Below are 20,190 nucleotides of genomic sequence, written 5' to 3'. Positions count from 1 at the left end.
AATTCGTGGGTCTGGGTATTTTGACGACGAGCGCTCAGCCCGGCTTGCAGGTTGAAAACACCGCCGGCGAGGTGTTGAACCACGACAGGCGCCACCCCTGGGCAGTCCAGCGCGCCTCGAAGGCGCCGGTGCTCACGCGGTTGTCGGCCACCCTGGAAAGCGGTGGCTTGTCCAGTTGCGGCGTGTCGATGGCTTTCAGCATCTTGCCGATGTCGGTGCCGGACTCCGTCGTGACGATGCCGGGGATGCAGGTCGCGGCATTGCGGATGACGGACGCGGGTGCCTTGACGGTGCCGGAGTCCGGGGAGAACTCCAGCTGGGGCAACGACAGCCGTTGCAGCAGCTCGCCGTCACGCCTGGCAATGGCCTCGCGCAGCTGGCGCCAGAACAGCACGAAGGCCGCGTCACGGTCCACGCCGGCCTTGCAGGCCTTGCCTTGGGTGGACAGCGCGATGGCCGCCGGCAGCGCGATCGTGCCGCAGCCGGCGGGCTGCAGGGCCAGCGTGTAGCCCTCGTTGCCCACGCGCTTCACGATCGCCTGGTAGCGCTTGTTGCCTTCGACCTCGTCGGTCCAGGCAAATCGCACCGATCCGTCGGGCTGCGCGACGCCGGCGCCCTGCGACTGCACGCTGCATTCATGCGTGCCGGAGGTGGCATACACGCCCGCCCCCAGCAACGCGCCGCTGGCTTCGTAGCTGATGTTGGCGGTGAGGTTGTCGCTGGGGTGGCAGACCAGCCGCGTGGGCAGCGGGTCTTTGGTGACCTGGGCCTGCGCGTTGAACACGGCAAGCAGCGAGGCGATCAAGGGCAGCAGGGAGCGGGCCATCGGTCCAATGCAAAAGGGATGGCGGGCCAGTATCCCGGCCCGCACTGCCGTGCGTGCAACCCAACCGTGGGATGGACGGCCGCGCTCAAGGCGCCCTGCGCACGCCAATGGCTTCGGACAACGAGCGTACCTTCTCGTTGACGCCGTCGGGGTTGCCGGGCCCGTTGCCCTGGTTGCCGCCGACCACCTTCACGCGGCCGTCGGCCAGCACGGCCTCGACGATGGCGACGTGACCCTGCGCCGGGTTGTTGCCGCGCGGGAAGACGATGACGTCGCCCGGCTTCACATGCGCCGCATCCTTGGGCACGGACGTGCCCCAGTTCAGCCAGCTGCGCGCGGCGGCGCTGTTGGTGCCTGGCACGCCGGCCTGCTTCATCGTCCAGTTGACGAAGGAAGAGCACCACGAGGTCTCGTCGTTCCTGGCCTTCAAGGACGTGGCCTGGTGGTACTCCAGCACGCGCGGGTTGTCGCGCCCGCCGCTGATCTCCTTGGTGCCGATCTCGCCGCGGGCAACATCCAGGATGCGCGCGGCCTTGCCGGTCCCCGAAGCTGAGGCCGGCACCGCGGCGGCCGGGGTCGGCGCGGTGCCGGTGCCGTTGAGCAAGCCCTGACGGTTCAGCGCGCTGTCGACCGCGTCGGTGCGGCGCTTCTGGTCGGCGCGGATGACGGCCTGCACCTGGGCTTCGGTCGCCGTGCCGTGCACCTGCCGGTTGGCGATGTTGACGAAGCCGCTGCCTGCCTGGCCCCCGCCGCTGAGCCGGAAGCGCTGTCCGGTGGAGGCGTCGACATAGCTGTTGACGCGCAGGTTGGTGATATGCGCCGCGTCGATGGGCTGGCCGCGCAGCGTGCCGAGCTGGTTCAGGAAGCGGCCGGCGGCGCTGGGCGACTGGTTGTACAGGTCCAGGTAGGCCGAGGCCAGGCGCGCGTTGTTCGGGTCCAGCCCGGCGCGGCGCGCGGCCGCCTCGTAGGCCGGCAGCTGGCCCTGCAGCGTCGTCAGCTGGCGGCGGTCGGCATCGGCGGGGCTGGAGGCCGCATGCTGGTAGGAGAAAGAGCCGCGGTTGTGCACCGCGTTGCCCGGGTCGGTGTGGCCGCCATAGGCCGCGGTGAAGCCGCCGTCCGGGCGGCGCGTGCCTTCGGCGTTGCCGATGACGATGGCGGCCAGCGCGTTCGAGCCCAGCGACGGGTCGGTGAAGCGCTGCAGGTTCAGCGTCGGCTCGTTGCGCGTGCCGTCGGTGCGCGCCAGCGCGGGCTCGGCGATCTGGCGTTGCGTCGCATCGCGCTTCCCGGTGGGGTCGGCGTTGAGCGCCCGGGTCATGCCCAGTTCCACGGTGGACTGTGCCGAGCCGCTGGCGATGGCGGCCTTGCCGATGTCGCTGCGGTAGCGAGGGTCCGTCATGTAGACCGGCAGCAGCGTGTCGTGCACCAGGCCGACGGAGCCGACGACAGGCAGGCCGTCCACCAGATGGCCCACCGACGGCAGGTTCAGCGTGTCGCCGACGTGGATCAGGTCGGCGTTGCGCACCTGCGGGTTCGCGCCCACCAGCGCCTGCAGCGTCAGGCCGTGGTCGGCCGCGATGTGCTGCATCGTGTCACCGCGCTGGACGGTGTAGTGCGTCGCCGGGATCGTCAGGTGGCTGCCCGGGTAGATGACGTCCGGGTTGCGCACCTGCGGGTTGGCGGCCAGCAGCGCCTGCACCGACACGCCGTTGGATTTGGCGATGCGGCTCAGGCTGTCACCGTGCTGCACCTCGTAGCTGCGGCCGGCGGGCGGCGGCGTGTCGTTCACGGCCGGGGAGGCCGACGTGGTTCGGGTAACGATGCTCATGGGGTGCCCTTGGCGTTGTCCTGATGGGGCGATGAGCGCATCGCGCATCGCGTCGGTCAGCCCATTTCAGACCAGCGCCGCGGACCGGGCAATTGCGGGCGCTGCTGTTTCAGAACGTACGGCCGGGCGCGCTCTAGGGTTGGCCGCAATCCTCAGGCGAACAGGCGCTTCAGCAGGTCCGTCACCACGCTGGGCCGGGCCAGCAGCTCCTCGTTCATCAACGCCACCAGGCTGCCCAGCTGCAGCAGCAGCACCAGGTGGCCCACCACGGCCTTGATGGACATGGACAGGCTGAACACATTGAGCTGCTGGGCATAGCGGTTGATCAGGCCCAGCACGCCGTCCACCAGGTAGAGCAGCACGAGCGACGGTGCAGCGACCATCAGGGCCAGGCGCAGCATGCGGCCGAACTCCGCCTCGAAGGCCAGCATGCCCGCTGGCAGCAGCTGCCAGGCGCCATGGACGGGCCACAGCGCGAAGCTGTCCAGCAGCAGCGCGGCGAACAGCATGAAGCCACCCGAGGCCATGAAGACCCAGCTTGCCAGGCGCGCCAGGAAGGCACCGGTCAGCGAGGTCTGATGGCCGGACAACGGGTCCAGCACCTGGGCCTGGGACGAACCCACCTTGGTGTCGATGAGCTGGCCGGCCATCTCGAAGGACCACATCAACCCGGCGAACAGGAAGCCCATCGCCGCTCCCAGCATGGCCTCGCGGCCGTAGAGCATCGCCCACTGCCAGCCGCTCAGCTGCAGCGGCTTGATCTCCTGCACCAGCAGGCCCAGCAGGCCCAGGGCGACGAAGAGCGAGTTGCGGATCAGCGCCGGGATCAGGTCCTGGGTGAACAGCGGCACCAGCAGGAAGGCCACCGCCACCCGCATGGTGGACAGGCCCAGTAGCAGGACGGCATCGGTGGGATGCCCGATCCAGAACTCCAGCATCAGCGGTTGATCTTGACCAGGCCAGGGAACTCGCTGAACACCTTGTCGCCGAGCCGGTAGAGGCTGCCGCCCAGTAGCGAGGCGGTGATGAAGATGGTGACGACGATGGCGAAGAACTTGGCCACGTACTGCACCGTCTGCTCCTGCAGCTGCGTGGCCGCCTGGATGAAGGCGATCAGCAGCCCGACGATGGCCGCCACCAGGATGGGCGGCGCCGATAGCAGCAGCACCAGCCACAGCGCCTGCTGGGTGAGTTGGATGACTTCGCTGTTCATGTCTGGTACGTCAAGACGAGGCCGTGCGTCAACTTGACCCAGCCATCGATCAGCACAAAGAGCAGCAGCTTGAAGGGCAGCGACACCGTGGTGGGCGACAGCATCTGCATGCCCATGGCCATCAGGATGTTGGAGATGACGAGGTCGATGACGAGGAAGGGCAGGAAGATCAGGAAGCCGATCTCGAAGGCCACCGTCAGCTCGCTGACCGTGAAGGCCGGCACGATGACGAGGAAGTCGCGCTCGCTCAAGGCCTGGGCCTGCTCGGGCTTGAGGCTGCGCTGCGCCGTCTTCAGGAAGAAGGCACGCTCCAGCGGCCGGCTGTGCTTGATCAGGAACTCGCGCAGCGGCTCCTTGGCAACGTCGGCCGCGGCCACCATCTGGCTGGTCGACGCCGAGCCGGCCTTGGTGGCCGGCATGGCGCTCAGGCTTTCCTGCATCTCCACGCCCACCGGGTACATGACGTAGATGCTCAGCACCAGGGCCAGGCCGTTCATGACGACATTGGGCGGCACCTGCTGCAGGCCCATGGCATTGCGCAGCAGGCTCAGCACGACGACGAGCTTGGTGAAGGACGTGATCATCACCGCCACGAAGGGCGCCAGCGCCAGCAGGATGACGGTGATGAGGGCCGAGGCCGGGGTGAAGGTGCTGAGATCCATGCTCAGAGGGAATCGATGCGCAGGGCCTGGCCGGTGCCCCAGGGGATGAGGCGGCCGCGGGCCCGCGCCACCTCGGGCCGCGAGGCGTCGATGAGCTGGCAGTGCACGGGCACCGCAGGCAGCGCATCGCTCCAGCCCATCACGACCTCCAGCGGCAGCGGCTGCTCCCAGCGCGCCACCAGCTGCCACGGTTGCTCACCCGTGGGCTCAGCCCGTGCGCGCAGCCGGTGAGAGACCGGCGCTTCCAGCAACAGCAGTCCGCCCGGCTCCAGCGCGGCCAGTTCCTCGTCGCCCAGCCGCCACTGCGCGAGCACGCATTCGGCCGCGGTTGCGTGCCATTGCAGGCCGGGCACTTCGGGTGCTTCGCCCAGCGCGCGCAACGCCGTCCAGGGCAGCGACAGCTGCGCCTGCACCTCGGCGCCCCGCCAGCTGGCCTGGGCACCGCTCACGCTGATGGCGCCCGACTGCGCCACCCATTGCCAATCCGCGGCAGACACGAGGCCCGCGGCCGCCAGGGCGTCCAGCAGTTCGCCCGCCAGATCCAGCACGACGGCGGCCTCTGCGGCGCAGGACACCAGATCGCCCGTCTCGAAATCATCGGCGCTGATGCACAGCCGCGCCTGGCCGCACAGGTAGTGCCAGCTCGACGCCTGCGTCAGTGCTTGGGGAATGAAGCTCATGCTCGGCGACTCACCATGATGCGGGTCAGCTCGGTGACCGACTTCGCCTTCATCTTGCGCATGCCGCGCGAACGGTACAGCTCCACGCTCTTCAGCGACAGCTTGATCTCGTCGGCGATGTTCTTGTTCATCAGGCCCTTGACGACGAGGGACAGCACCTGGCGCTCGCGCGGCGACAGCGTCTGAGAGCGGCGCTCGAACTCCTCGCGCGAGCCTTCCACTTCGGTGTCGATGCCGCTGTCCACATCGGTCGGCGCAAAGGCACGGTCCAGGGCCGCGCTGAGGGCGACGTCGTCCAGCGGCTTTTCCAGCAGCGAGACGGCACCGCGCTTTTGCATCGCGGCCACGGCCAGCGGCACGTCGGCATGGCCGCTCATGTAGATGACGGGCAGGTGGATGCCGCGCTCGCGCAATGCGTCGTGCAGGTCCAGCCCCGACAGCTCGGGCATGCGCACGTCCAGCATCAGGCAGGTGGACTCGGGCCAGGTCGTGCCCACGGCCACGCGGGCCAGGGACTGCAGCGCATCGCGCGGGTCGCCCCAGTCGCGCACCTGGCAGCCGAAGCCTTCGAGCCAGAAACGCAGCGAGTCGCGGAACTCGTGGTTGTCATCCACCACGTAGATTTGCCGAGGGGTCATGTCGTCCTCTCCAGAGTGGGTGGGGTCGCCGCCGCCGTCACCGGCAGAGCGAAGTGAAAGCAGCAGCCGCCGGCGTCGCGGCGCGTGAACCAGAGCCGGCCCTGGTGCATCTCGATCAGCGAGCGGCAGATGGACAGCCCCAGGCCCATGCCATTGGGCTTGGTGGAGCTGAAGGGCACGAACAGCCGGGCTTCAGTCTGCGGCGTGATGCCGGGGCCGTTGTCGGCCACGCGCAGCTCGGCGCGGGCACCGTCGACGACCAGCTCGATGTCGATCAGCGGCTCGGCTGGCCGGTCCAGGCGCAGTGCGTCCAGCGCATTGCGCAGCAGGTTGATCAGCACCTGCTGCAACATGACGGCGTCGCCTTGCACCGGCACGGGCTGCATCGGCAGGCGCAGCACCAGGCGCACGGCCTCGCGCTGCAGGTCCCAGTCGAGCAGGCCCAGGCTTTGGTGCACGAGCTCGACGAGGTCCAGCCTCTCGGTCTTGGGTTGGCGTGACTGCGTGTACTCGCGCACCCGGCCGATGATCTGGCTGGCATACGTGACCTGCTGCACGGCCTTGTCCAGCGCGGCCAGCTCGTCGGTGTCATCCGGATGGCGGCGGGCCAGGCGCAGCTTCAGGCCGCGCAACAGGTTGGCGGTGGCGCCGATGGGCTGGTTCAGCTCATGCGCCAGCACGCTGCCCATCTCGCTGACCGTCAGCGAGCGCGATGTGAACAGCAGGCCCTCGCGGTCGTCGAGCTGGCGCTGCAGGTGATGCAGGCGTTCGCGCTCGTCGTCCAGGCGCAGCAGCACATGGCGGGCATCCAGGGCCACGCGCTGGGCCACGTACTCGCCGCTGACGCCGCAGCGCGTGCGCACGCCCAGCGGCGCCACCAGCGCGCTGGCCAAGCCGTGCAGGGGCTGCGCCCAGTCCTCGGCCAGGCCGCCGACTTCGCCGGGCAGCAGGGCCTGCATAGGCGCGTTGAGCGCGACGAGGAAGTCGCCATCGAGGATGGCCAGGGCCTCGCCCAGTTCGCCCAGGGCGTGCAGCAGATCGGCGTCGACGCGGCGCACTGAGGCACCCTTCGCGCTGCGCGCGGTCCCGCCAAGCGGGAGCTGCGCGCCTTCGGACGGCCGGGCGGCGCTCATGGCGTTTCCCGAGGCCACAGGGCCTGGTTGCACAACAGCCAGGGGATCGAAGGCCGCGCGGCAAGCAGCGCTCGCAGGCTGGCGCTGGCGGGGGCCTGCACCAGCACCTCGGTCCATTGGGCGATGCCTGGCGCGACGTCGTCCAGGCGCAGCTCGCAGCTGACCTGGCCGGGCGCGGGCACCGCACCTCCGGCCAGGTCGCGCAGCGTGCGCGGGCGGCCCTGGGGGCCCAGCGCCAGGCGCACCGTCCACCAGCGCTCGATCGTGGCCGGACGGGCCGTGCGCCAACGCGCCGGCCAGCGCCGCCATTGCCAGGTGGTGGCATCGCGACTGGCTTGCAGGCTGGCCAGGCCGGCTGGGCTGGCCAGCAGCACCGGCAGGCCCAGACGCCAGGCCTGCAGGGCCGGGCGCAAAGCCGCCGCGGCGGCGGGCGCGAGGGTCGCCTCGCGCAGCCGGGCCAACAGCAGCAGCGCCCACGGCGGCATCGCCTCAGGCTCGATGGCTTCAGGCGTCGGCAGCACCGGCGGCTCCTGTTCGTCGGGCGCATCGCGACCTGCGTCCTCGAACAGCTGCCGCCAGCTGGCGGCATCCTGCGCGCGCCAGCGCAGCTCGGGGCCGTTCTGCAGCGTCAGCGGCGCCATCAGCACCGGCGCCATCGGCAGCACGGTCGCACCCGCATCGGCAAGCCGCATGGCGGCCATCGGCGTGTCGCCGAGCAACCCGGCCGATGGCGCGTGCACCTGCGATGGTGCGGCCGGCCTGTCCTGCGATGCCTGCAATGGGGGCATCACGGCCACCGTCGGCACGTCGGGAGCGGCCAGCGGCTGCGGCACTGCGGCCGCTGCAGGCTGGGGTTCGTGGGCGTGCTGGACCTGATGCGCGTGGTGCGCATGAGGGGCCTGCAGCAGCGGGCTGGCCTCGCTGGGCAGGGTCGGCGCGCTCAGGGGCTGGTGTGCCTCCGCCGCGTGGGTTTGCAGATGGGGCTGGCCGGCTTCCATCCCGCTCCCACCTTCGCCCTCAGCCAGCGCGGCCTGCATGAGGGCCTGCCACGCCTCCCAGGTCTCGGCCGGCGACAGGGCCTGGATGGCGCCGATACCGCTCATGGTTCTACCTCGTCGGCAGGCCGGCGCCGCTTGTCCGTTCGTGCGCCGTCGCGCAGGCGCGACCTCAGCACATCATGCCCGGCATCGCGCAGTCGCTTGTCCAGGTCGCTCAATTGCTGCCGGGCCTGGGCCTGGGCGACTTGCGGCACGCGCAGCTCCAAGTTCAATGGCGCCAGCGGCTGGGCTTGCTCGACGCGCAGCTGCCAGGCCGGGCCGGCCACCGCGGGCAACTCGACTTGCCAGGCACGCGCCTGCGGATTTGCCGACGGGCCGGCTTCGCCGAGTTGCCGCATCGCTTCGAGGCGTTCCGTGGTGGGCGTGGCCGACACGCTGCGGACCTCCGTCATCTCGGGTGCCTGATCGCGTGGGGTTCGCGCCATCGCCGGCGCGATGGGCAGCACGGGCTCGGGCTCGGACGGGTCCTGCTCACGCAGGCGCAGGTAGGCGTTGCGCCAGTCGGGCTCATCGCCGGCGTCGCGGTGGGCGTCCTGAGGTGGCAGGGCCTCCGGCGTCGCCATGGCGGATCGCGCGCGCAGCGGCATCGCGACCAGGGGCAGCAGGATGGGCAGCAGCTTCATGTCAATGCAGCGTCCGGCAGGCGTCTTCGGTTTCCAGCTCGGCCTGCTGCTCGCGGGCTTGGCTGGCCTGGCGGCGCTGGTCCTTCAGCGTCGCGTCTACGGCGTCCTCGCGGGCCTGGGCACGGGCGAGCTCGGCACGGCGTCGTTGCACTTCCGCCTGGGCTTGTCCCAGCGTCTCGCGCTCGTCGAGCAAGGCGTATTCATCGCGCTCCAGCCGCTCGGCCAACGCCTCGCCGTGGGCCTGCACCTGGTGCACCCAGCGCGGCATGTCGGCACTGCCGGCGCCGCCCCAGTGAAACGCCAGCTCGACGATCAGCCTGCGGCCCTGCTCGATGCGGGCCTCGCGGTCCTCGACCGCGGCGACGGCCTGGCGCTCTTCGGCCTGTGCCTGCGCCAGCGCCAGGCGTGCCCGCTGCACGCGCAGCTGGCGCAGGCGCAGCCATTGGCGTGCCTCGATGTCGGAAAGCTGGTTCACGACACGATCTCCCGCAGATGCTGCAGGCAGCCGTCCCAGTCGCTGGGTTCGTGCGTGGCCTGCTGCAGCAGGGCCTTGATCTGCGGCATGCGCTCGATGGCCTGGTCGGCCAGCGGGTCGCTGCCGGCCTGGTATTCGCCCACCCGCAGCAGGAACTCGACCTCCTTGTGCCGCGCCATCAGCGCACGCAGATGGGCGGCGTCGCGCTGCTGCTCGGGCTGGGTCACGCGGGTGAAGACGCGGCTGGCGCTGGCCAGCACGTCGATGGCCGGGTAATGCTGAGCCTGGGCCAGCGCACGCGACAGCACCAGATGGCCGTCGAGGATGGAGCGCACTTCTTCAGCGACCGGGTCGTTGCCGTCCTCGTCTTCGGCCAGCACCGTGTAGAACGCGGTGATGGTGCCGTGGGCGTCGTTGCCGGCGCGCTCGAACAGCCGCGGCAGCTCGGCAAACACCGAGGGCGGATAGCCGCGCCGCACGGCCGGCTCGTTGGCAGCCAGCCCGATCTCGCGCAGGCCGCGCGCGAAGCGGGTCACCGAGTCCATCATCAGCACGACGCGTGAGCCCTGGGCGCGAAAGCCCTCGGCAATCGCCGTGGCCGCGTAGGCGGCGCGCACCCGCTCCAGTGCCGGCCGGTCCGAGGTGGAGACGACGACGACCGAGCGGGCCAGGCCCTCGGGGCCGAGGCTGTCCTCCAGGAACTCGCGCACCTCGCGGCCGCGTTCGCCGATCATGCCGATGACGTTGACCTCAGCCCTTGTGCTGCGCGCCAGCATGCCCAGCAGCGTTGATTTGCCGCCGCCGGCCATCGCGAAGATGCCCACGCGCTGGCCTTCGCCAACCGTCAGCAGCGCATCGATGGCGCGCACGCCGCACACCAGCGGCTCATGCACCGGGCGGCGCTGCAGCGGCGAGGGCGCGTCGCGATACAGCGGCACGCGTGGCAGCAGGTCGAGCGGGGGCCCGCCGTCCAATGGCTGGCCAAAGGCGTCGATGACGCGACCCAGCATCCCCGGGCCGCTCGGCAGCTGCGCGGCTTCGTGCAGCACCTCCACGGCCGCACCCACCGGCAGCCCCTGCAGCGAGCCCAGCGGCGCGAGCACGGCCTCGTGGCCCTGGAAGCCGATGACCTCGGCCAGCAGGCCCTCGTCCTGCGGGCGCGAGGGATCGAAGACGCGGCAGCTCTGACCGACGCGCGCCTGCACGCCGGTGGCGCGCATCAGCGTGCCGCCCGCCTGCACGACACGGCCCAGCGTGGCGACGGTGCGGGTGCGCTGCAGGCTGCGGCGCAGCGTGTCGGTGCCGACCTCGACGTCCAGGCTCAGCGTCATGGCTTGAGCCCCCAGGCGCGGGCCAGCCTTCGCACTTGCGTCGCCACGCCCGCATCGGCGCTGCCGAACTCCGTGACCAGGCGGCAGTCGGTTTCGACGAGTTCGGCGTCGGCCACGATCTCGGCCTGCGCCAAGCCGGTCTTGTTCTCGGGGTCGGCAGCCTGCAGCGCGTCGTGCAGATTGGGCAGCTGGCTGGGGTGCACCTGCAGCCGCCAGGTGCGCGCCGGCAGCAGTTCGCGCGCGGCCTGTGCGGCCAGGCGGGCGAGGCGCTCTTCGGCGGGCACCTGGCCGAGCAGCTTCTGGAAGATGTCCAGCGCCAGGCCGGCCACTTCGCGCTGCAGTCGCAGGCGTTCGTCCTCGTGAGCGCAGGTGAGTCGAGCCAGCGTGTCGGCTCGGTGCGCGCGCGACTCGGCCTCGGCCTGGGCCAGGCCTTGCTTCAATCCCTCGGCGTGCGCGCACTCGCGGGCGGCGTCGATGCGCGACTGCTCCTGCTCCAGCAGCCCGCGCAAGGCATCGAGCAGCTGCTGCGCATCCTGCAAGGCCGGCACCTCGGCGGCACGCAGCACGCGCCGATCCGAGGCGATGCCCAACCTGGCCTGGGGGTCGCGATGCCAGAGCATGAAGTTGTTCATTGAATGACCCTTGCTTGCAAGGCCAGCGTTTCACGCAACACCGCCAGGGCCGTGGCCTGCGGCATCACCCAGGCCGCGACCGGCCCGAGCCGGCGGCTGGCGGCGTGGCGCAGCGAGCCATGCGGCAGGCCGGCCAGCAGCACCGCGGCGCCGGCCTCGGTGAAGCGCTGGCTCAAGGCCTCCGGCGTCGTGACGTCGGGCCAGTCGCTGAGGCTGGCCGGCAGGCCGGCGGGCAGGGCCGGCCAGTCCTGCGCACTGCGCAGGGCTCGCCACCAGGGCGCGCCCAGGGCGGTGCGCGCCAGCTCCCGCAGCGGCCCGGCGATCCACAGCCGCAGCGCGGGCGCGGCGAGCACGGAGCCGCAGCGCCGGGCCAGCGCCAGCAGCTCATCGCGCTCCAGCGCCAGCCAGGCGGGGGCTGCGTCGAGCTGGGCCCAGCTCAGCGTGCGGGCCTCCACCGGCGCGTCTTCGAGCAGGCGGCGTGCGACGTGCGCGCGCAGCTGGCGTTCAGTCATGGCCGCCTCCTTCCAGCGCGAGCTGGTTCTGAGCCCGACGGCGGCGCCAACCCAGCCAGCCCGCCGCACCCAGGCTGGCCGAGCCCAGCGTGACGGCCAGCACCAAGGGCACCGTCGCCTGGGTCTCGGGTACCGGCGGGGCGACGGGCGTGGGCTCGGCCGCGAAGGCGACGACCGAGACGCTTTCATACGGCAGGCCTTCGACGCTGTTGACCACCAGGGCGCGCACCTTGGGCAGCAGCGCCTCGACATTGAAACCGGGGCGGTGCTTGATCATCACCGAGGCCGACGAGGGCTGGACCTTGTCGGACAGCGGGTGGCGCTCGGGCACCACCAGCGTCACGCGGGCCTGCAGCACGCCGTCGATGCTGGTCAGCGTGTGCGACAGCTCCTGCGACAGTGCGTGCATCAGCCGGGCGCGCTCCTCGACCGGCGTCGACACGAAGCCCTCGCGCTTGAAGACCTTGCCCAGGCTGTCGTAGTCCTCGCGAGGCAGGCCTTGCGCCTTGAGGATCTGCACAGCGCGGGCGAAGTCGGCCTCGCCGGTGAGCACCTCGAAGCCGTCCTCGCGTGCGTTCTTCTGCGCCGGCACGCCGGCCAGTCGCAGCGCCGAGACCATGTCATTGGCCTGGCGCTCGTCGAGCTTCGCGTAGAGGGCCTGCTCGCCGCAAGCGGCGAGCAGGGCAGTCAGCGCAAGTGCGCAAAGGCTTCGAAGTGGTTTCATCACGACTGTTGCCTAAAGAGCTGTTGCAAGCCTTCGGACGTGCGATTGGCAATGTTCGAGGTCAGCTGGCAATGGAACATGAACTCCTGGCAGCGCACCGTCAGGTTGACGAGTTCGCCCGGCGTCAGTTCCTGGCCCGAAGCCGCCGCCAGGCGGGCGTCGCGCCCCAGCGACGACGCTTCGGCGTTGATGTGGTCCAGCGGCTGGACGAGACGCTGCATGGCCTGGGCGGGCGACTCGGCCGGGCCCAGGCGCTGCACCGCGCTCGCCATGGCGCGCTCGAAGCCCGCCACGTCGGCCGTCGGCGCGACCTGGCCAAGGCTGGACAGCGAAGCCCCTGCGCCGAGCTGGACGTCGGCCACCGGGGGGGCGATGGCGAGGCCGGGTGTCACTGCTTGCGCGCCATCGTTTCGAGGGCGGAACCGACCGTCGAGACGGCGGTGTGCGAGCTGCTGGCCAGGAAGCTCATCTTCAGCGACATGGCGGTCAACTCGGTCACGGCGGAGGGCGTGTCGCCACCGTTGTTCATCGCGTTGGAGGCCGTCTCGATGTCGCCGGCCTGCTTGTCCAGGGCTTTGCCCCAGGCATCGGCCATGGCTTCGAACCAGGAGCCGCCGCCGTTGGTCTTGCCACCCGTGGAACCGTTTACGGGTGCGGCGGCGAGGGTGTTGAGAAGTGCGTTGGACATGGGAGTCTCCTTGTGGGAGGGTTGGGGAAAGTGGGCGAAACAGGGGTCAGAGGGTCAGCCGCGTTTGCTGGCCATCGCGCTCGACGATGACGGCGCGCTCGGCGATCTGCACGACGCGGTGCCCGCTGGGCAGCAGGGCGCCGCTGAAGTAGCGGCTGCCGTCGGCGGTGATGAAGTAGGGGCTGTCGGCGTTGTCAACGACGGCCACGAGGCGCTTGGCCGGATCGTCGGGCGCCGGAGCGGGCGCAGCGGCCGCGGCCACCGGCGGCCGGTTGTCGATACGCAGCGCCGGCAGGTGGGCGATGTCGCGCTTGGCCGCGGCGGCGGCGGCCTGCACCCGGGTGGCGTCGCGCTCCTGCGTGCGCAGCACCAGCTCGCCTTCGGGCGACCAGGCCGCCTGCGCGGCGATGCCGTACAGGCGGAAGACCTCGACTGCACTGGCCAGCAGGTCGGGCGCAGTTGCAGCGGTGGCCGCCTGGGCAGGCGGTACGACCTTGGCCACGACCTGGCCGGCTTCGCGTAGCGTGCCGCCACGCCAGGCCAACGACGCGCCACCGATGACCATGACCAGGCCCAGCGCCGTCAGCACACCTTCGAGCACGGGGCGGGCGCGCGGCGCGGCAGTGGGTGCGCGCATGCCTTGAGCGCGCTCGCTGGCGGGCAGCTCGGGGCCGTCATGCAGCACCGGCTCGGGCCAGTAGTCCTGGTCGGCCGGGCCGTAGGCCACGATTGCATCACCCAGCTGCAGCGGCTGGCCCGGCGCCCAGGCGTGGATGGCGGTTCCCGGCATCAGGGCCCTCTCGGCCAGCACGGCATGCCCGGAGACGAGCTGCAGGCTGACGCGGCCGGCACCGGACGGGATCACGCGCAGCTGGAAGTCGATCTCGCTGGCGAGCAGGATGTCGGCGAACTGGGTGTCGGCCTGGTTGGCCGAGTTCAGGCCGCAGACGAGCAGGTCGTGCTGCGCGTCCAGCCGGGCACGCGCGCCGAGCTGGCGGCCGGCCAGCACGCGGAGTTCGAGCATCGAGGCGGGGAGATGGGACTTCATGGCATCACTCCTGCTGCGCAGCACCTTCGCTGCCGGTCGGCCCGGTGGGCGCGGCCGAGCTGGCCGGGCTGGCCGGGCTGGCCGGATTGGCGAGCGGTTGGCGGGCTCTTTCCATCACGTCGGCCGCGGCCTTGCTGCTGGCCAGGCGTGGCGTGATGAGGAACATGCGCTCGATGCGTTGGCCGCCCTTGCGCTGGGTCTTGAAGAGGTTGCCCAGCAGCGGGATGTCGCCCAGCACCGGCACCTTGTCGACGCCGGCCGTCGAGCTGTCGCGCACCATGCCGCCGATCAGCAGGCTCTCGCCTTCGGAGATCAGGGCCTGGGTGTTGATGCCCGAGCGCTCGACGATGGGCAGGTTGTCCACGCTCTGGCCGGTCAGGCCGCCGTCCTCGATCTGCACCAGCAGCTTGATGCGGGCCGGCTCGTCGCCTTCCTTGAACACATGGGGCGTGACGCGCAGCCGCGTGCCGGCGGTGACGTTGAAGAGGTCGACGTCCTCGCGGCCGGCGACGCGCACGTAATAGGTCGAGCTGTTGTCGAACACCGCCTCGACGTTGGACAGCGTGACGACCTGCGGGCTGCTGACGACCTTGGCCGCACCGTCGCTCTGCAGGGCCGTGATGCGGGCGACGAAGGGGAAGCGGTCGCCGATGACGGCGGAGATGACGCCGCCCTTGTTGGTGGGCGTCGGATCGACCTGGCCGTTGAGGCGGTTGTCGCTGGCCGTGCCGTTGCCGAACATCAGGCTGGACAGGCCGTGGTTGTAGCGCCAGTTGATGCCGAGCTCGCGCATGCGGTCGGTGTTGATGTCGATGATGGTGGCCTCGATCTCCAGCGACTGGGGCTCGACGTCCAGCGACTTGATGAGGGCGGCATAACGCTCCAGCCGCTCGGGCAGGTCGCGCACGATGACGGCGTTCAGGCGCGGGTCGGCCTCGATGCGCGGCGCGAAGTCGGGCGGCGCCGCCGGCTCGGCGGTGTCCTGACCGGGCTGGCCGTAGCCGACCTGGGTGAGGGCGGCGACGAGGGTGTCGGTGCCGCGCATGCCGGGCGCGGCGTCGTCGACGAGGCCGAGCGTCGTGGTGTTGCCCGCACCGCGCATCGCGCCGCCCCGCGCGCGCTGGCTGCCCTGGGCGCGGGTGGGGTCGGCGGCCGGGATGACGCGGGCCTTGCTGGGCTGGCCGACCAGCGAGCGCAGGATGCTGGCCACGCCGGGCAAGGTGGTCTGCTGGCCGCCGAAGCTCATCGGCACGTCCTGGGCCCAGGCATAGCGCAGGTAGAAGATGCGGTAGTCGGGCAGCGGTTGCTGTTGCTGCGGCGCCCAGGACTTCATGGCCACCGCCGTCGTGCCGGGGCGCACCTGGCGCACCAGCTCGTCGACCTGCTGCACAAAGCGCTTGGCGCCCACGGCGAGCAGGGCGCCGTCGTCGCTGAACTTCAGCGTGTTGCGCGTATCGGGCAGCTGCAGGGCCTGTGCGGCGCGCTGCACCTGCGAGGCGGCAGCGGGCGTGAGCAGGTAGCTGCGCGTCTGGGTGTCGCTGGCCGGTGCGATGTAGAGCACGCCGCCGTCGTAATAGCTCAGCAGGTTGTAGGCGCGGCTCAGGTCGCGCAGCAGCTTGGCCGGCGTGCCCTCGAAGCGGCCATTGACCTGGCCCTGCACACCGCTGGCGACGACGGGGATGTCGCTGCCCGAGAACAGGCCCTGCAGGAACTGCTCGATGGGTTGGTCGCGCGCCTCGAGCTTGACGGCGCGCAGCCCTTCGGGCAGCGGCGCCGCTGATAGCGGCAGGGCTTGGGCCAGCAGCAGCGTGGTGGCTGCGGCGATCTTGAGGTTTGAGGTCATGCGGCGAGCAGTGCTGCCTGTGGGGAAGGCGCCTGAATTGAAGCGTTGGGACTGGACCCCGGCGGGGGCAGGTGGTGCAGCGGCGTGAGCCGCAGCGTCGGCAGCAGTTCGTGGAAGGACAGCACGGGGGTGTCGAAGCACTCGGTCTCGATGAGCTTGCGCAGGTGCCAGCGCAGGTCGACGGCGCAGACCAGGGCCTGCGGTCGCAGCGCCTCGACCTGGGCCTGCACATCGGCGGCGAGCTGGCGCGCCACGTCGGGTGAGATGGCGAGCTGGGCAGCGCCGCCGCTGACATGCAGGTTCTGGCGCAGCAGCGCCTCCAGCTCGGGCGACAGCATCAGCGCCTGCAACTCGCCGCTGGGGCAGACGCGGTGGTGGGTCTGGCGGCGCAGCGCGATGCGCGTCATCTCCGTCAGGGCCTGCACATCCTTCTCGCGCTGGCTGGCATCGGCCAGCGCTTCGAGGATGTCGCGCAGGTTGCGGATTGAGACTTCCTCTGACACGAGGCGGCGCAGCACCTCGGTGACCTTCTGCACCGGCAGCGCGCGCAGCACTTCCTTGACCACATCGGCGAGTTCGGCCTGGGCGCGGGTCAGCAGCTCGCTGGTTTCCTGGATGCCGATGAACAGCGAGGCGTTGCGGCGCAGGGCCTGGCGCACCTGCTCGGCCAGGGCCGCGGCGTCACCGGCCTGGCCGCCTTCGGACAGTGGCACCTCATGCGCGAGCAGGCGCCAGCCCTCGCGGCCGAGGCGGCCGTGCAGGGCCACGCGCGGCAGCGGCAGGCCCTGGTCGAGCTGCAGCTCGTCCAGCATCGCCTCGATGGCGCGCGTCACCGCCAGGCCACCGTCACCGAGCATGGATTGCGGCAGTTCCAGCAGCAGCGGCACGGAGGGTCGCACGCGAAGCTGCGCCGTCTTGAAAGCGCCGGCCTCGGGCTTGCCGCGCCGCGGGCTGAGCTGGGGCATGCGCCGGGTCAGCCAGTCGCGGCCCTTGGGCATCAGCAGCATGCCAGCCGCGCCGAACACGACGGCCAGCAGGCCGAACACCAGCGGCGGAAAGCCCGGCACGGTGGCCAGCAGCAGGCAGATGCCGGCGGCCATCAGGTGCACGCGTGGCTTGGCACCGAGCTGCTTGCGGATGGCGTCGCCGAGGTGGCGGTCGTTCTCGTCGTCGTTGGTGCGCGTCACCAGCAGGCCCGCGGCCATCGCACCGAGCAGGGCCGGGATCTGCGCCACCATGCCCTCGCCGATGGACAGGATGGAGTAGCGGTGCACCGCGTCCCCCATGCTGAGGTCCTGCTGCAGCACGCCGATGGCCAGGCCGCCGAGCAGGTTGATGAGGATGATGATGATGCCGGCGATGGCGTCGCCCTTGACGAACTTCATCGCGCCGTCGAGGCTGCCGTGCAGCTTGCTTTCCAGCTCCAGCGTGCGGCGGCGGCGCTTGGCTTCGTCCTTGTCGATGAGGCCGGAGCGCAGGTCGGAATCGATGGACAGCTGCTTGCCCGGCATGGCATCCAGCGAGAAGCGCGCCGCCACTTCGGCCACGCGCTCGGCGCCCTTGGCGATGACGATGAACTGCACCACCGTGATGATGAGGAAGACCACCAGGCCCACCACCAGGTTGCCGCCCGCCACCAGCTTGCCGAAGGTGGCGATGATGTGGCCGCCGTCGGCATGCAGCAGGATCAGCCGCGTGGTGGCGATGGACAGGGCCAGCCGGAACAGCGTCGTCATCAACAGCACGCTGGGGAAGACCGAGAACTCCAGCGGACCGGCCACGTAGACGGCGATCAGGATCAGCACCAGCCCCGAGGCTATGTTGACGGCCACCAGCAGGTCGATCAGCCACAGTGGCAGTGGCAGCACCATCAGGGCGACGATGGCGACGATGCCGGCAACCAGGAAGAGGTCGCTGAAGCGGGCGATCAGCCCTTCGCGCGGCTGGTCGGCCGCGGCGAAGTAGCCCGAGAGGCCGTCGGGCCGCTTCACGGCACTCATGCCTGAACTCCGAAGCGACGGCGCAACTCGGTGTAGACGGCCATCACATTGCGCACATAGGCCTGGGTCTCGGCAAAGGGCGGCACGCGCCGGCCGTGGCGCTCGACGGCACCCTCGCCGGCGTTGTAGGCGGCCAGCACCAGGCGCAGGTCGTTGCCGAAGCGGGCCTGCAGCTGCTTCAGGTACTTGGCCGAGGCTTCGAGGTTGGTCTCGGGACTCAGCAGCGCGCGCTCCGCCTCGGCCACACCCAGGCCACGGCCGGTGGCGGGCATGACCTGCATCAACCCACGCGCGCCGGCCGCCGAGATGGCCTGGCTCTGGTGGCGCGACTCGATGTGGGCCAGGGCGTGCAGCAGCAGGGGGTCGATGTCATGGCGCTGGGCCACTTCGGCCATCAGCGGCGCCAGGGCGCGGATGCGTGCCTGCGCGGCGGCGTCACGGACCGGTGCGGGGCGGATCGCGGCCGGAGCCGGCGGCATCGCCACGGGAGCAAGGGGCGGCACCTCGGCAGCCGGCACCTCGGGCTCGGGCACTTCGACCGGCGCCGAGCGGCTCCTGACGAGGGTGGCCAGGCACAGCCTTTCGGTCAGCACGAAGCCGCTGGCGCCTGCGGCCGGTGCGGCATCCAGCAACGCCTCGGCGGAAGGAGAGGGGCAGTTCGGCGCGGCGGCGAATGCCCCCATCAGCGGGGCCGCACCTAACGCACCGGTCGCCATGACCTGGCAGATCCGTTGGAGTCCGAACACTTGTCTTCCCTGCTTTTTGGACCGGGCGGACTATGGGGGCAAGCCTTGCCGGCTTGTTGACCATTGCAAGCAGAAGTAACTGACTGACCCGTAGACATTGCTCCTTTGTATGCAAGAGGCTGCCCCCCACGTTTACGCGTGGAAACAACTGCTGCACCGTCGCAATCTGAGACCGGGCATCGTTCGGTCGCGCCGTGCCAACCACCCTGTGTCCAGCGAGGTGAAAGGCCCCCTAGAAGTAGGTCTGGTCACGGTGCTGAAAACAAGTTTTCACAAACCCTGTTTGCACCCCCTAGAAATAGGTGTTAGGGACTCATGGCCGACGACAGCGGCGACAAGACTGAACAGCCCACAGCGAAGCGCCTGCTGGACGCCCGCAAGAAGGGCGATATCGCCAAGGGCAAGGAGCTGACGAGCACGGCGACGCTGCTCGTCTGGCTGGTGATGGGCGCGTTATGCATGCGCATGGCCTGCGAGCGGATTGCAGCCCTGTGCGAGGCCTTGTTCGCGCGCGTGTCGGCCGGCTGGCGCGAGGAAGGCTTCGGCCATGTCGCCGCCCTGCTGGGCTGGCAGAGCGTCGAACTGTCGCTGTTGCTGGTGGCCCTGCTCGTCATCCCCGTGGCGGTCCTGGGCACGCTGATCGAGTTCCTGCAGGCCGGGCCGGTGCTGGCCTTCGAGAAGGTGGCGCCCAAGCTCGAACACCTGAACCCGGCCGAAGGGTTGAAGCGCATGTTCTCGATGGACAACCTGGTCGAGCTGATCAAGGGCATCCTGAAGACGGCGCTGCTGCTGGGCATAGGCTGGGCGGTGGCGCGGCTGCTGCTGCCCGACGCGATGCGGCTGGCCTCGGGCACCGACAGGCCACCCCAGCATCTCGGCGGCCTGGTCTGGGAGGGCACGGTCAAGACCCTGGCCTGGACGGTGGGCGTGTTTGCCGGCGTGGCCTTCCTCGACACGATGTGGACCCGGCATCGCTTCACCAAGAAGCTGCGCATGAGCATGCGCGACATCAAGCAGGAGATGAAGGAGAGCGAAGGCGACCCGCATCTCAAGCAGCAGCGCAAGCAGGCCCATGCCGAGTGGAGCCAGCGCAACCAGCAGGCGGCGGCGCGCGGCGCCAACGCCCTGGTCGTCAACCCGACGCATGTGGCCATCGCCATCGACTTCGAGCCCGGCCGCTGCCCCGTGCCCACCGTCAGCGCCAAGGGCGAGGACCACGTCGCCCGCGCCATGCGCGAGGCTGCCGAGGACGCCGGCGTGCCCATCGTGCGCAACGTGCCGCTGGCGCGCGAGCTGCTGGCGCGTTGCGAGGAGGGCGAGGTCATCCCGCCCGACCTGTTCGACGTGCTGGCCGAGGTCATCGTCTGGGCCGAGGGCGTGCGCGAGCAGCTCAAGTGGGAGGCTGCCCGCGCCGACCCACATCGGCGCGACGAGGTGCCTGCCGAGCCGCCGCGCGCGCGACCCGCGCCCGGCGAAGACCTGACGCGCCACCCCGACGTGGACCCGCGCGTCGTTTCCGCCCAAGACGACTGA

22 protein-coding genes are annotated in these 20,190 nt (G+C 70.5%); 1 reads left to right on the top strand and 21 read right to left on the bottom strand.

The annotated features are described in order from the left end of the window. Positions 1 to 34: 34 nt before the first annotated feature. From AC1DW0_RS03855 to AC1DW0_RS03755, 21 genes are all read right to left on the bottom strand, one after another. Positions 35 to 826, bottom strand: a complete 792-nt coding sequence (locus tag AC1DW0_RS03855; RefSeq protein ID WP_477944972.1) for a hypothetical protein — start codon at positions 824 to 826, stop codon at positions 35 to 37. An 85-nt stretch (positions 827 to 911) separates the two neighbouring features. Next, positions 912 to 2,651, bottom strand: coding sequence for a TIGR02594 family protein (locus tag AC1DW0_RS03850; RefSeq protein WP_477944971.1), 1,740 nt, complete (start codon positions 2,649 to 2,651; stop codon positions 912 to 914). Between the two features lie 152 nt (positions 2,652 to 2,803). Beyond that, entirely contained in the window at positions 2,804 to 3,589 is a 786-nt protein-coding gene (gene sctT / locus AC1DW0_RS03845) for a type III secretion system export apparatus subunit SctT (RefSeq protein WP_477944970.1), read from the bottom strand. After that, a complete protein-coding gene (sctS, locus tag AC1DW0_RS03840) occupies positions 3,589 to 3,864 on the bottom strand; it encodes a type III secretion system export apparatus subunit SctS (protein ID WP_056201193.1) in 276 nt (91 codons plus the stop codon). Before sctS ends, sctT begins: the two co-directional genes overlap by 1 nt. Then, complete coding sequence (gene sctR, locus AC1DW0_RS03835; RefSeq protein WP_457320418.1) at positions 3,861 to 4,526, bottom strand: type III secretion system export apparatus subunit SctR; 666 nt, start codon at positions 4,524 to 4,526, stop codon at positions 3,861 to 3,863. The genes sctS and sctR overlap by 4 nt, the downstream gene beginning before the upstream one ends. A 2-nt stretch (positions 4,527 to 4,528) precedes the next feature. After that, complete coding sequence (locus AC1DW0_RS03830) at positions 4,529 to 5,206, bottom strand: hypothetical protein (protein ID WP_477944969.1); 678 nt, start codon at positions 5,204 to 5,206, stop codon at positions 4,529 to 4,531. Next, positions 5,203 to 5,844, bottom strand: coding sequence for a response regulator transcription factor (locus AC1DW0_RS03825; RefSeq protein WP_457388452.1), 642 nt, complete (start codon positions 5,842 to 5,844; stop codon positions 5,203 to 5,205). The genes AC1DW0_RS03830 and AC1DW0_RS03825 overlap by 4 nt, the downstream gene beginning before the upstream one ends. Beyond that, the gene (locus AC1DW0_RS03820; RefSeq protein ID WP_477944968.1) at positions 5,841 to 6,902 is read right to left on the bottom strand and encodes a sensor histidine kinase; all 1,062 of its coding nucleotides are present in this window, start codon (positions 6,900 to 6,902) and stop codon (positions 5,841 to 5,843) included. The genes AC1DW0_RS03825 and AC1DW0_RS03820 overlap by 4 nt, the downstream gene beginning before the upstream one ends. 71 nt (positions 6,903 to 6,973) lie before the next feature. Then, entirely contained in the window at positions 6,974 to 8,080 is a 1,107-nt protein-coding gene (locus AC1DW0_RS03815) for a hypothetical protein (RefSeq protein WP_477944967.1), read from the bottom strand. After that, positions 8,077 to 8,658 (bottom strand): hypothetical protein, encoded by a 582-nt coding sequence (locus tag AC1DW0_RS03810; RefSeq protein WP_477944966.1) that lies wholly within the window; start codon positions 8,656 to 8,658, stop codon positions 8,077 to 8,079. Before AC1DW0_RS03810 ends, AC1DW0_RS03815 begins: the two co-directional genes overlap by 4 nt. Before the next feature lies 1 nt (position 8,659). Continuing rightward, entirely contained in the window at positions 8,660 to 9,133 is a 474-nt protein-coding gene (locus tag AC1DW0_RS03805; protein ID WP_056201170.1) for a hypothetical protein, read from the bottom strand. Further along, positions 9,130 to 10,464 (bottom strand): FliI/YscN family ATPase, encoded by a 1,335-nt coding sequence (locus tag AC1DW0_RS03800; protein WP_477944965.1) that lies wholly within the window; start codon positions 10,462 to 10,464, stop codon positions 9,130 to 9,132. Before AC1DW0_RS03800 ends, AC1DW0_RS03805 begins: the two co-directional genes overlap by 4 nt. After that, entirely contained in the window at positions 10,461 to 11,096 is a 636-nt protein-coding gene (locus tag AC1DW0_RS03795) for a FliH/SctL family protein (RefSeq protein WP_056201165.1), read from the bottom strand. The genes AC1DW0_RS03800 and AC1DW0_RS03795 overlap by 4 nt, the downstream gene beginning before the upstream one ends. Further along, positions 11,093 to 11,608: a hypothetical protein gene (locus AC1DW0_RS03790; protein ID WP_056201161.1), complete on the bottom strand. Its 516-nt coding sequence runs from the start codon at positions 11,606 to 11,608 to the stop codon at positions 11,093 to 11,095. The genes AC1DW0_RS03795 and AC1DW0_RS03790 overlap by 4 nt, the downstream gene beginning before the upstream one ends. Next, on the bottom strand, positions 11,601 to 12,332 hold the full coding sequence (gene sctJ / locus AC1DW0_RS03785; protein WP_477944964.1) for a type III secretion system inner membrane ring lipoprotein SctJ: 732 nt from the start codon (positions 12,330 to 12,332) through the stop codon (positions 11,601 to 11,603). The genes AC1DW0_RS03790 and sctJ overlap by 8 nt, the downstream gene beginning before the upstream one ends. Further along, entirely contained in the window at positions 12,332 to 12,724 is a 393-nt protein-coding gene (locus AC1DW0_RS03780; RefSeq protein ID WP_056201151.1) for a hypothetical protein, read from the bottom strand. The genes sctJ and AC1DW0_RS03780 overlap by 1 nt, the downstream gene beginning before the upstream one ends. Next, entirely contained in the window at positions 12,721 to 13,020 is a 300-nt protein-coding gene (locus AC1DW0_RS03775; protein ID WP_056201148.1) for a hypothetical protein, read from the bottom strand. The genes AC1DW0_RS03780 and AC1DW0_RS03775 overlap by 4 nt, the downstream gene beginning before the upstream one ends. Before the next feature lie 46 nt (positions 13,021 to 13,066). Continuing rightward, entirely contained in the window at positions 13,067 to 14,068 is a 1,002-nt protein-coding gene (locus AC1DW0_RS03770; RefSeq protein WP_157281892.1) for a SctD/MshK family protein, read from the bottom strand. A gap of 4 nt (positions 14,069 to 14,072) precedes the next feature. Further along, on the bottom strand, positions 14,073 to 15,911 hold the full coding sequence (gene sctC / locus AC1DW0_RS03765; RefSeq protein ID WP_477944963.1) for a type III secretion system outer membrane ring subunit SctC: 1,839 nt from the start codon (positions 15,909 to 15,911) through the stop codon (positions 14,073 to 14,075). Continuing rightward, on the bottom strand, positions 15,908 to 17,911 hold the full coding sequence (locus tag AC1DW0_RS03760; protein ID WP_477944962.1) for an FHIPEP family type III secretion protein: 2,004 nt from the start codon (positions 17,909 to 17,911) through the stop codon (positions 15,908 to 15,910). The genes sctC and AC1DW0_RS03760 overlap by 4 nt, the downstream gene beginning before the upstream one ends. Beyond that, complete coding sequence (locus AC1DW0_RS03755; protein WP_477944961.1) at positions 17,908 to 18,657, bottom strand: lytic transglycosylase domain-containing protein; 750 nt, start codon at positions 18,655 to 18,657, stop codon at positions 17,908 to 17,910. Before AC1DW0_RS03755 ends, AC1DW0_RS03760 begins: the two co-directional genes overlap by 4 nt. A gap of 315 nt (positions 18,658 to 18,972) precedes the next feature. Between AC1DW0_RS03755 and AC1DW0_RS03750 the strand changes: the two genes are divergently transcribed. Next, a complete protein-coding gene (locus AC1DW0_RS03750) occupies positions 18,973 to 20,190 on the top strand; it encodes an EscU/YscU/HrcU family type III secretion system export apparatus switch protein (RefSeq protein ID WP_056201137.1) in 1,218 nt (405 codons plus the stop codon).

The sequence above is a fragment of the Roseateles sp. P4_D2 genome (assembly GCF_056401875.1).
Note: the sequence above shows the minus strand (reverse complement) of the source record. Positions and strands in the feature narration are given on the sequence as shown.

Coding starts and splice junctions, on each gene's coding strand:
- AC1DW0_RS03855 (WP_477944972.1), bottom strand. CDS start 826: ATGGCCCGCTCCCTGCTGCCCTTGATCGCCTCGCTGCTTGCCGTGTTC.
- AC1DW0_RS03850 (WP_477944971.1), bottom strand. CDS start 2,651: ATGAGCATCGTTACCCGAACCACGTCGGCCTCCCCGGCCGTGAACGAC.
- sctT (WP_477944970.1), bottom strand. CDS start 3,589: ATGCTGGAGTTCTGGATCGGGCATCCCACCGATGCCGTCCTGCTACTG.
- sctS (WP_056201193.1), bottom strand. CDS start 3,864: ATGAACAGCGAAGTCATCCAACTCACCCAGCAGGCGCTGTGGCTGGTG.
- sctR (WP_457320418.1), bottom strand. CDS start 4,526: ATGGATCTCAGCACCTTCACCCCGGCCTCGGCCCTCATCACCGTCATC.
- AC1DW0_RS03830 (WP_477944969.1), bottom strand. CDS start 5,206: ATGAGCTTCATTCCCCAAGCACTGACGCAGGCGTCGAGCTGGCACTAC.
- AC1DW0_RS03825 (WP_457388452.1), bottom strand. CDS start 5,844: ATGACCCCTCGGCAAATCTACGTGGTGGATGACAACCACGAGTTCCGC.
- AC1DW0_RS03815 (WP_477944967.1), bottom strand. CDS start 8,080: ATGAGCGGTATCGGCGCCATCCAGGCCCTGTCGCCGGCCGAGACCTGG.
- AC1DW0_RS03810 (WP_477944966.1), bottom strand. CDS start 8,658: ATGAAGCTGCTGCCCATCCTGCTGCCCCTGGTCGCGATGCCGCTGCGC.
- AC1DW0_RS03800 (WP_477944965.1), bottom strand. CDS start 10,464: ATGACGCTGAGCCTGGACGTCGAGGTCGGCACCGACACGCTGCGCCGC.
- AC1DW0_RS03795 (WP_056201165.1), bottom strand. CDS start 11,096: ATGAACAACTTCATGCTCTGGCATCGCGACCCCCAGGCCAGGTTGGGC.
- AC1DW0_RS03790 (WP_056201161.1), bottom strand. CDS start 11,608: ATGACTGAACGCCAGCTGCGCGCGCACGTCGCACGCCGCCTGCTCGAA.
- sctJ (WP_477944964.1), bottom strand. CDS start 12,332: ATGAAACCACTTCGAAGCCTTTGCGCACTTGCGCTGACTGCCCTGCTC.
- AC1DW0_RS03775 (WP_056201148.1), bottom strand. CDS start 13,020: ATGTCCAACGCACTTCTCAACACCCTCGCCGCCGCACCCGTAAACGGT.
- AC1DW0_RS03770 (WP_157281892.1), bottom strand. CDS start 14,068: ATGAAGTCCCATCTCCCCGCCTCGATGCTCGAACTCCGCGTGCTGGCC.
- sctC (WP_477944963.1), bottom strand. CDS start 15,911: ATGACCTCAAACCTCAAGATCGCCGCAGCCACCACGCTGCTGCTGGCC.
- AC1DW0_RS03760 (WP_477944962.1), bottom strand. CDS start 17,911: ATGAGTGCCGTGAAGCGGCCCGACGGCCTCTCGGGCTACTTCGCCGCG.
- AC1DW0_RS03750 (WP_056201137.1), top strand. CDS start 18,973: ATGGCCGACGACAGCGGCGACAAGACTGAACAGCCCACAGCGAAGCGC.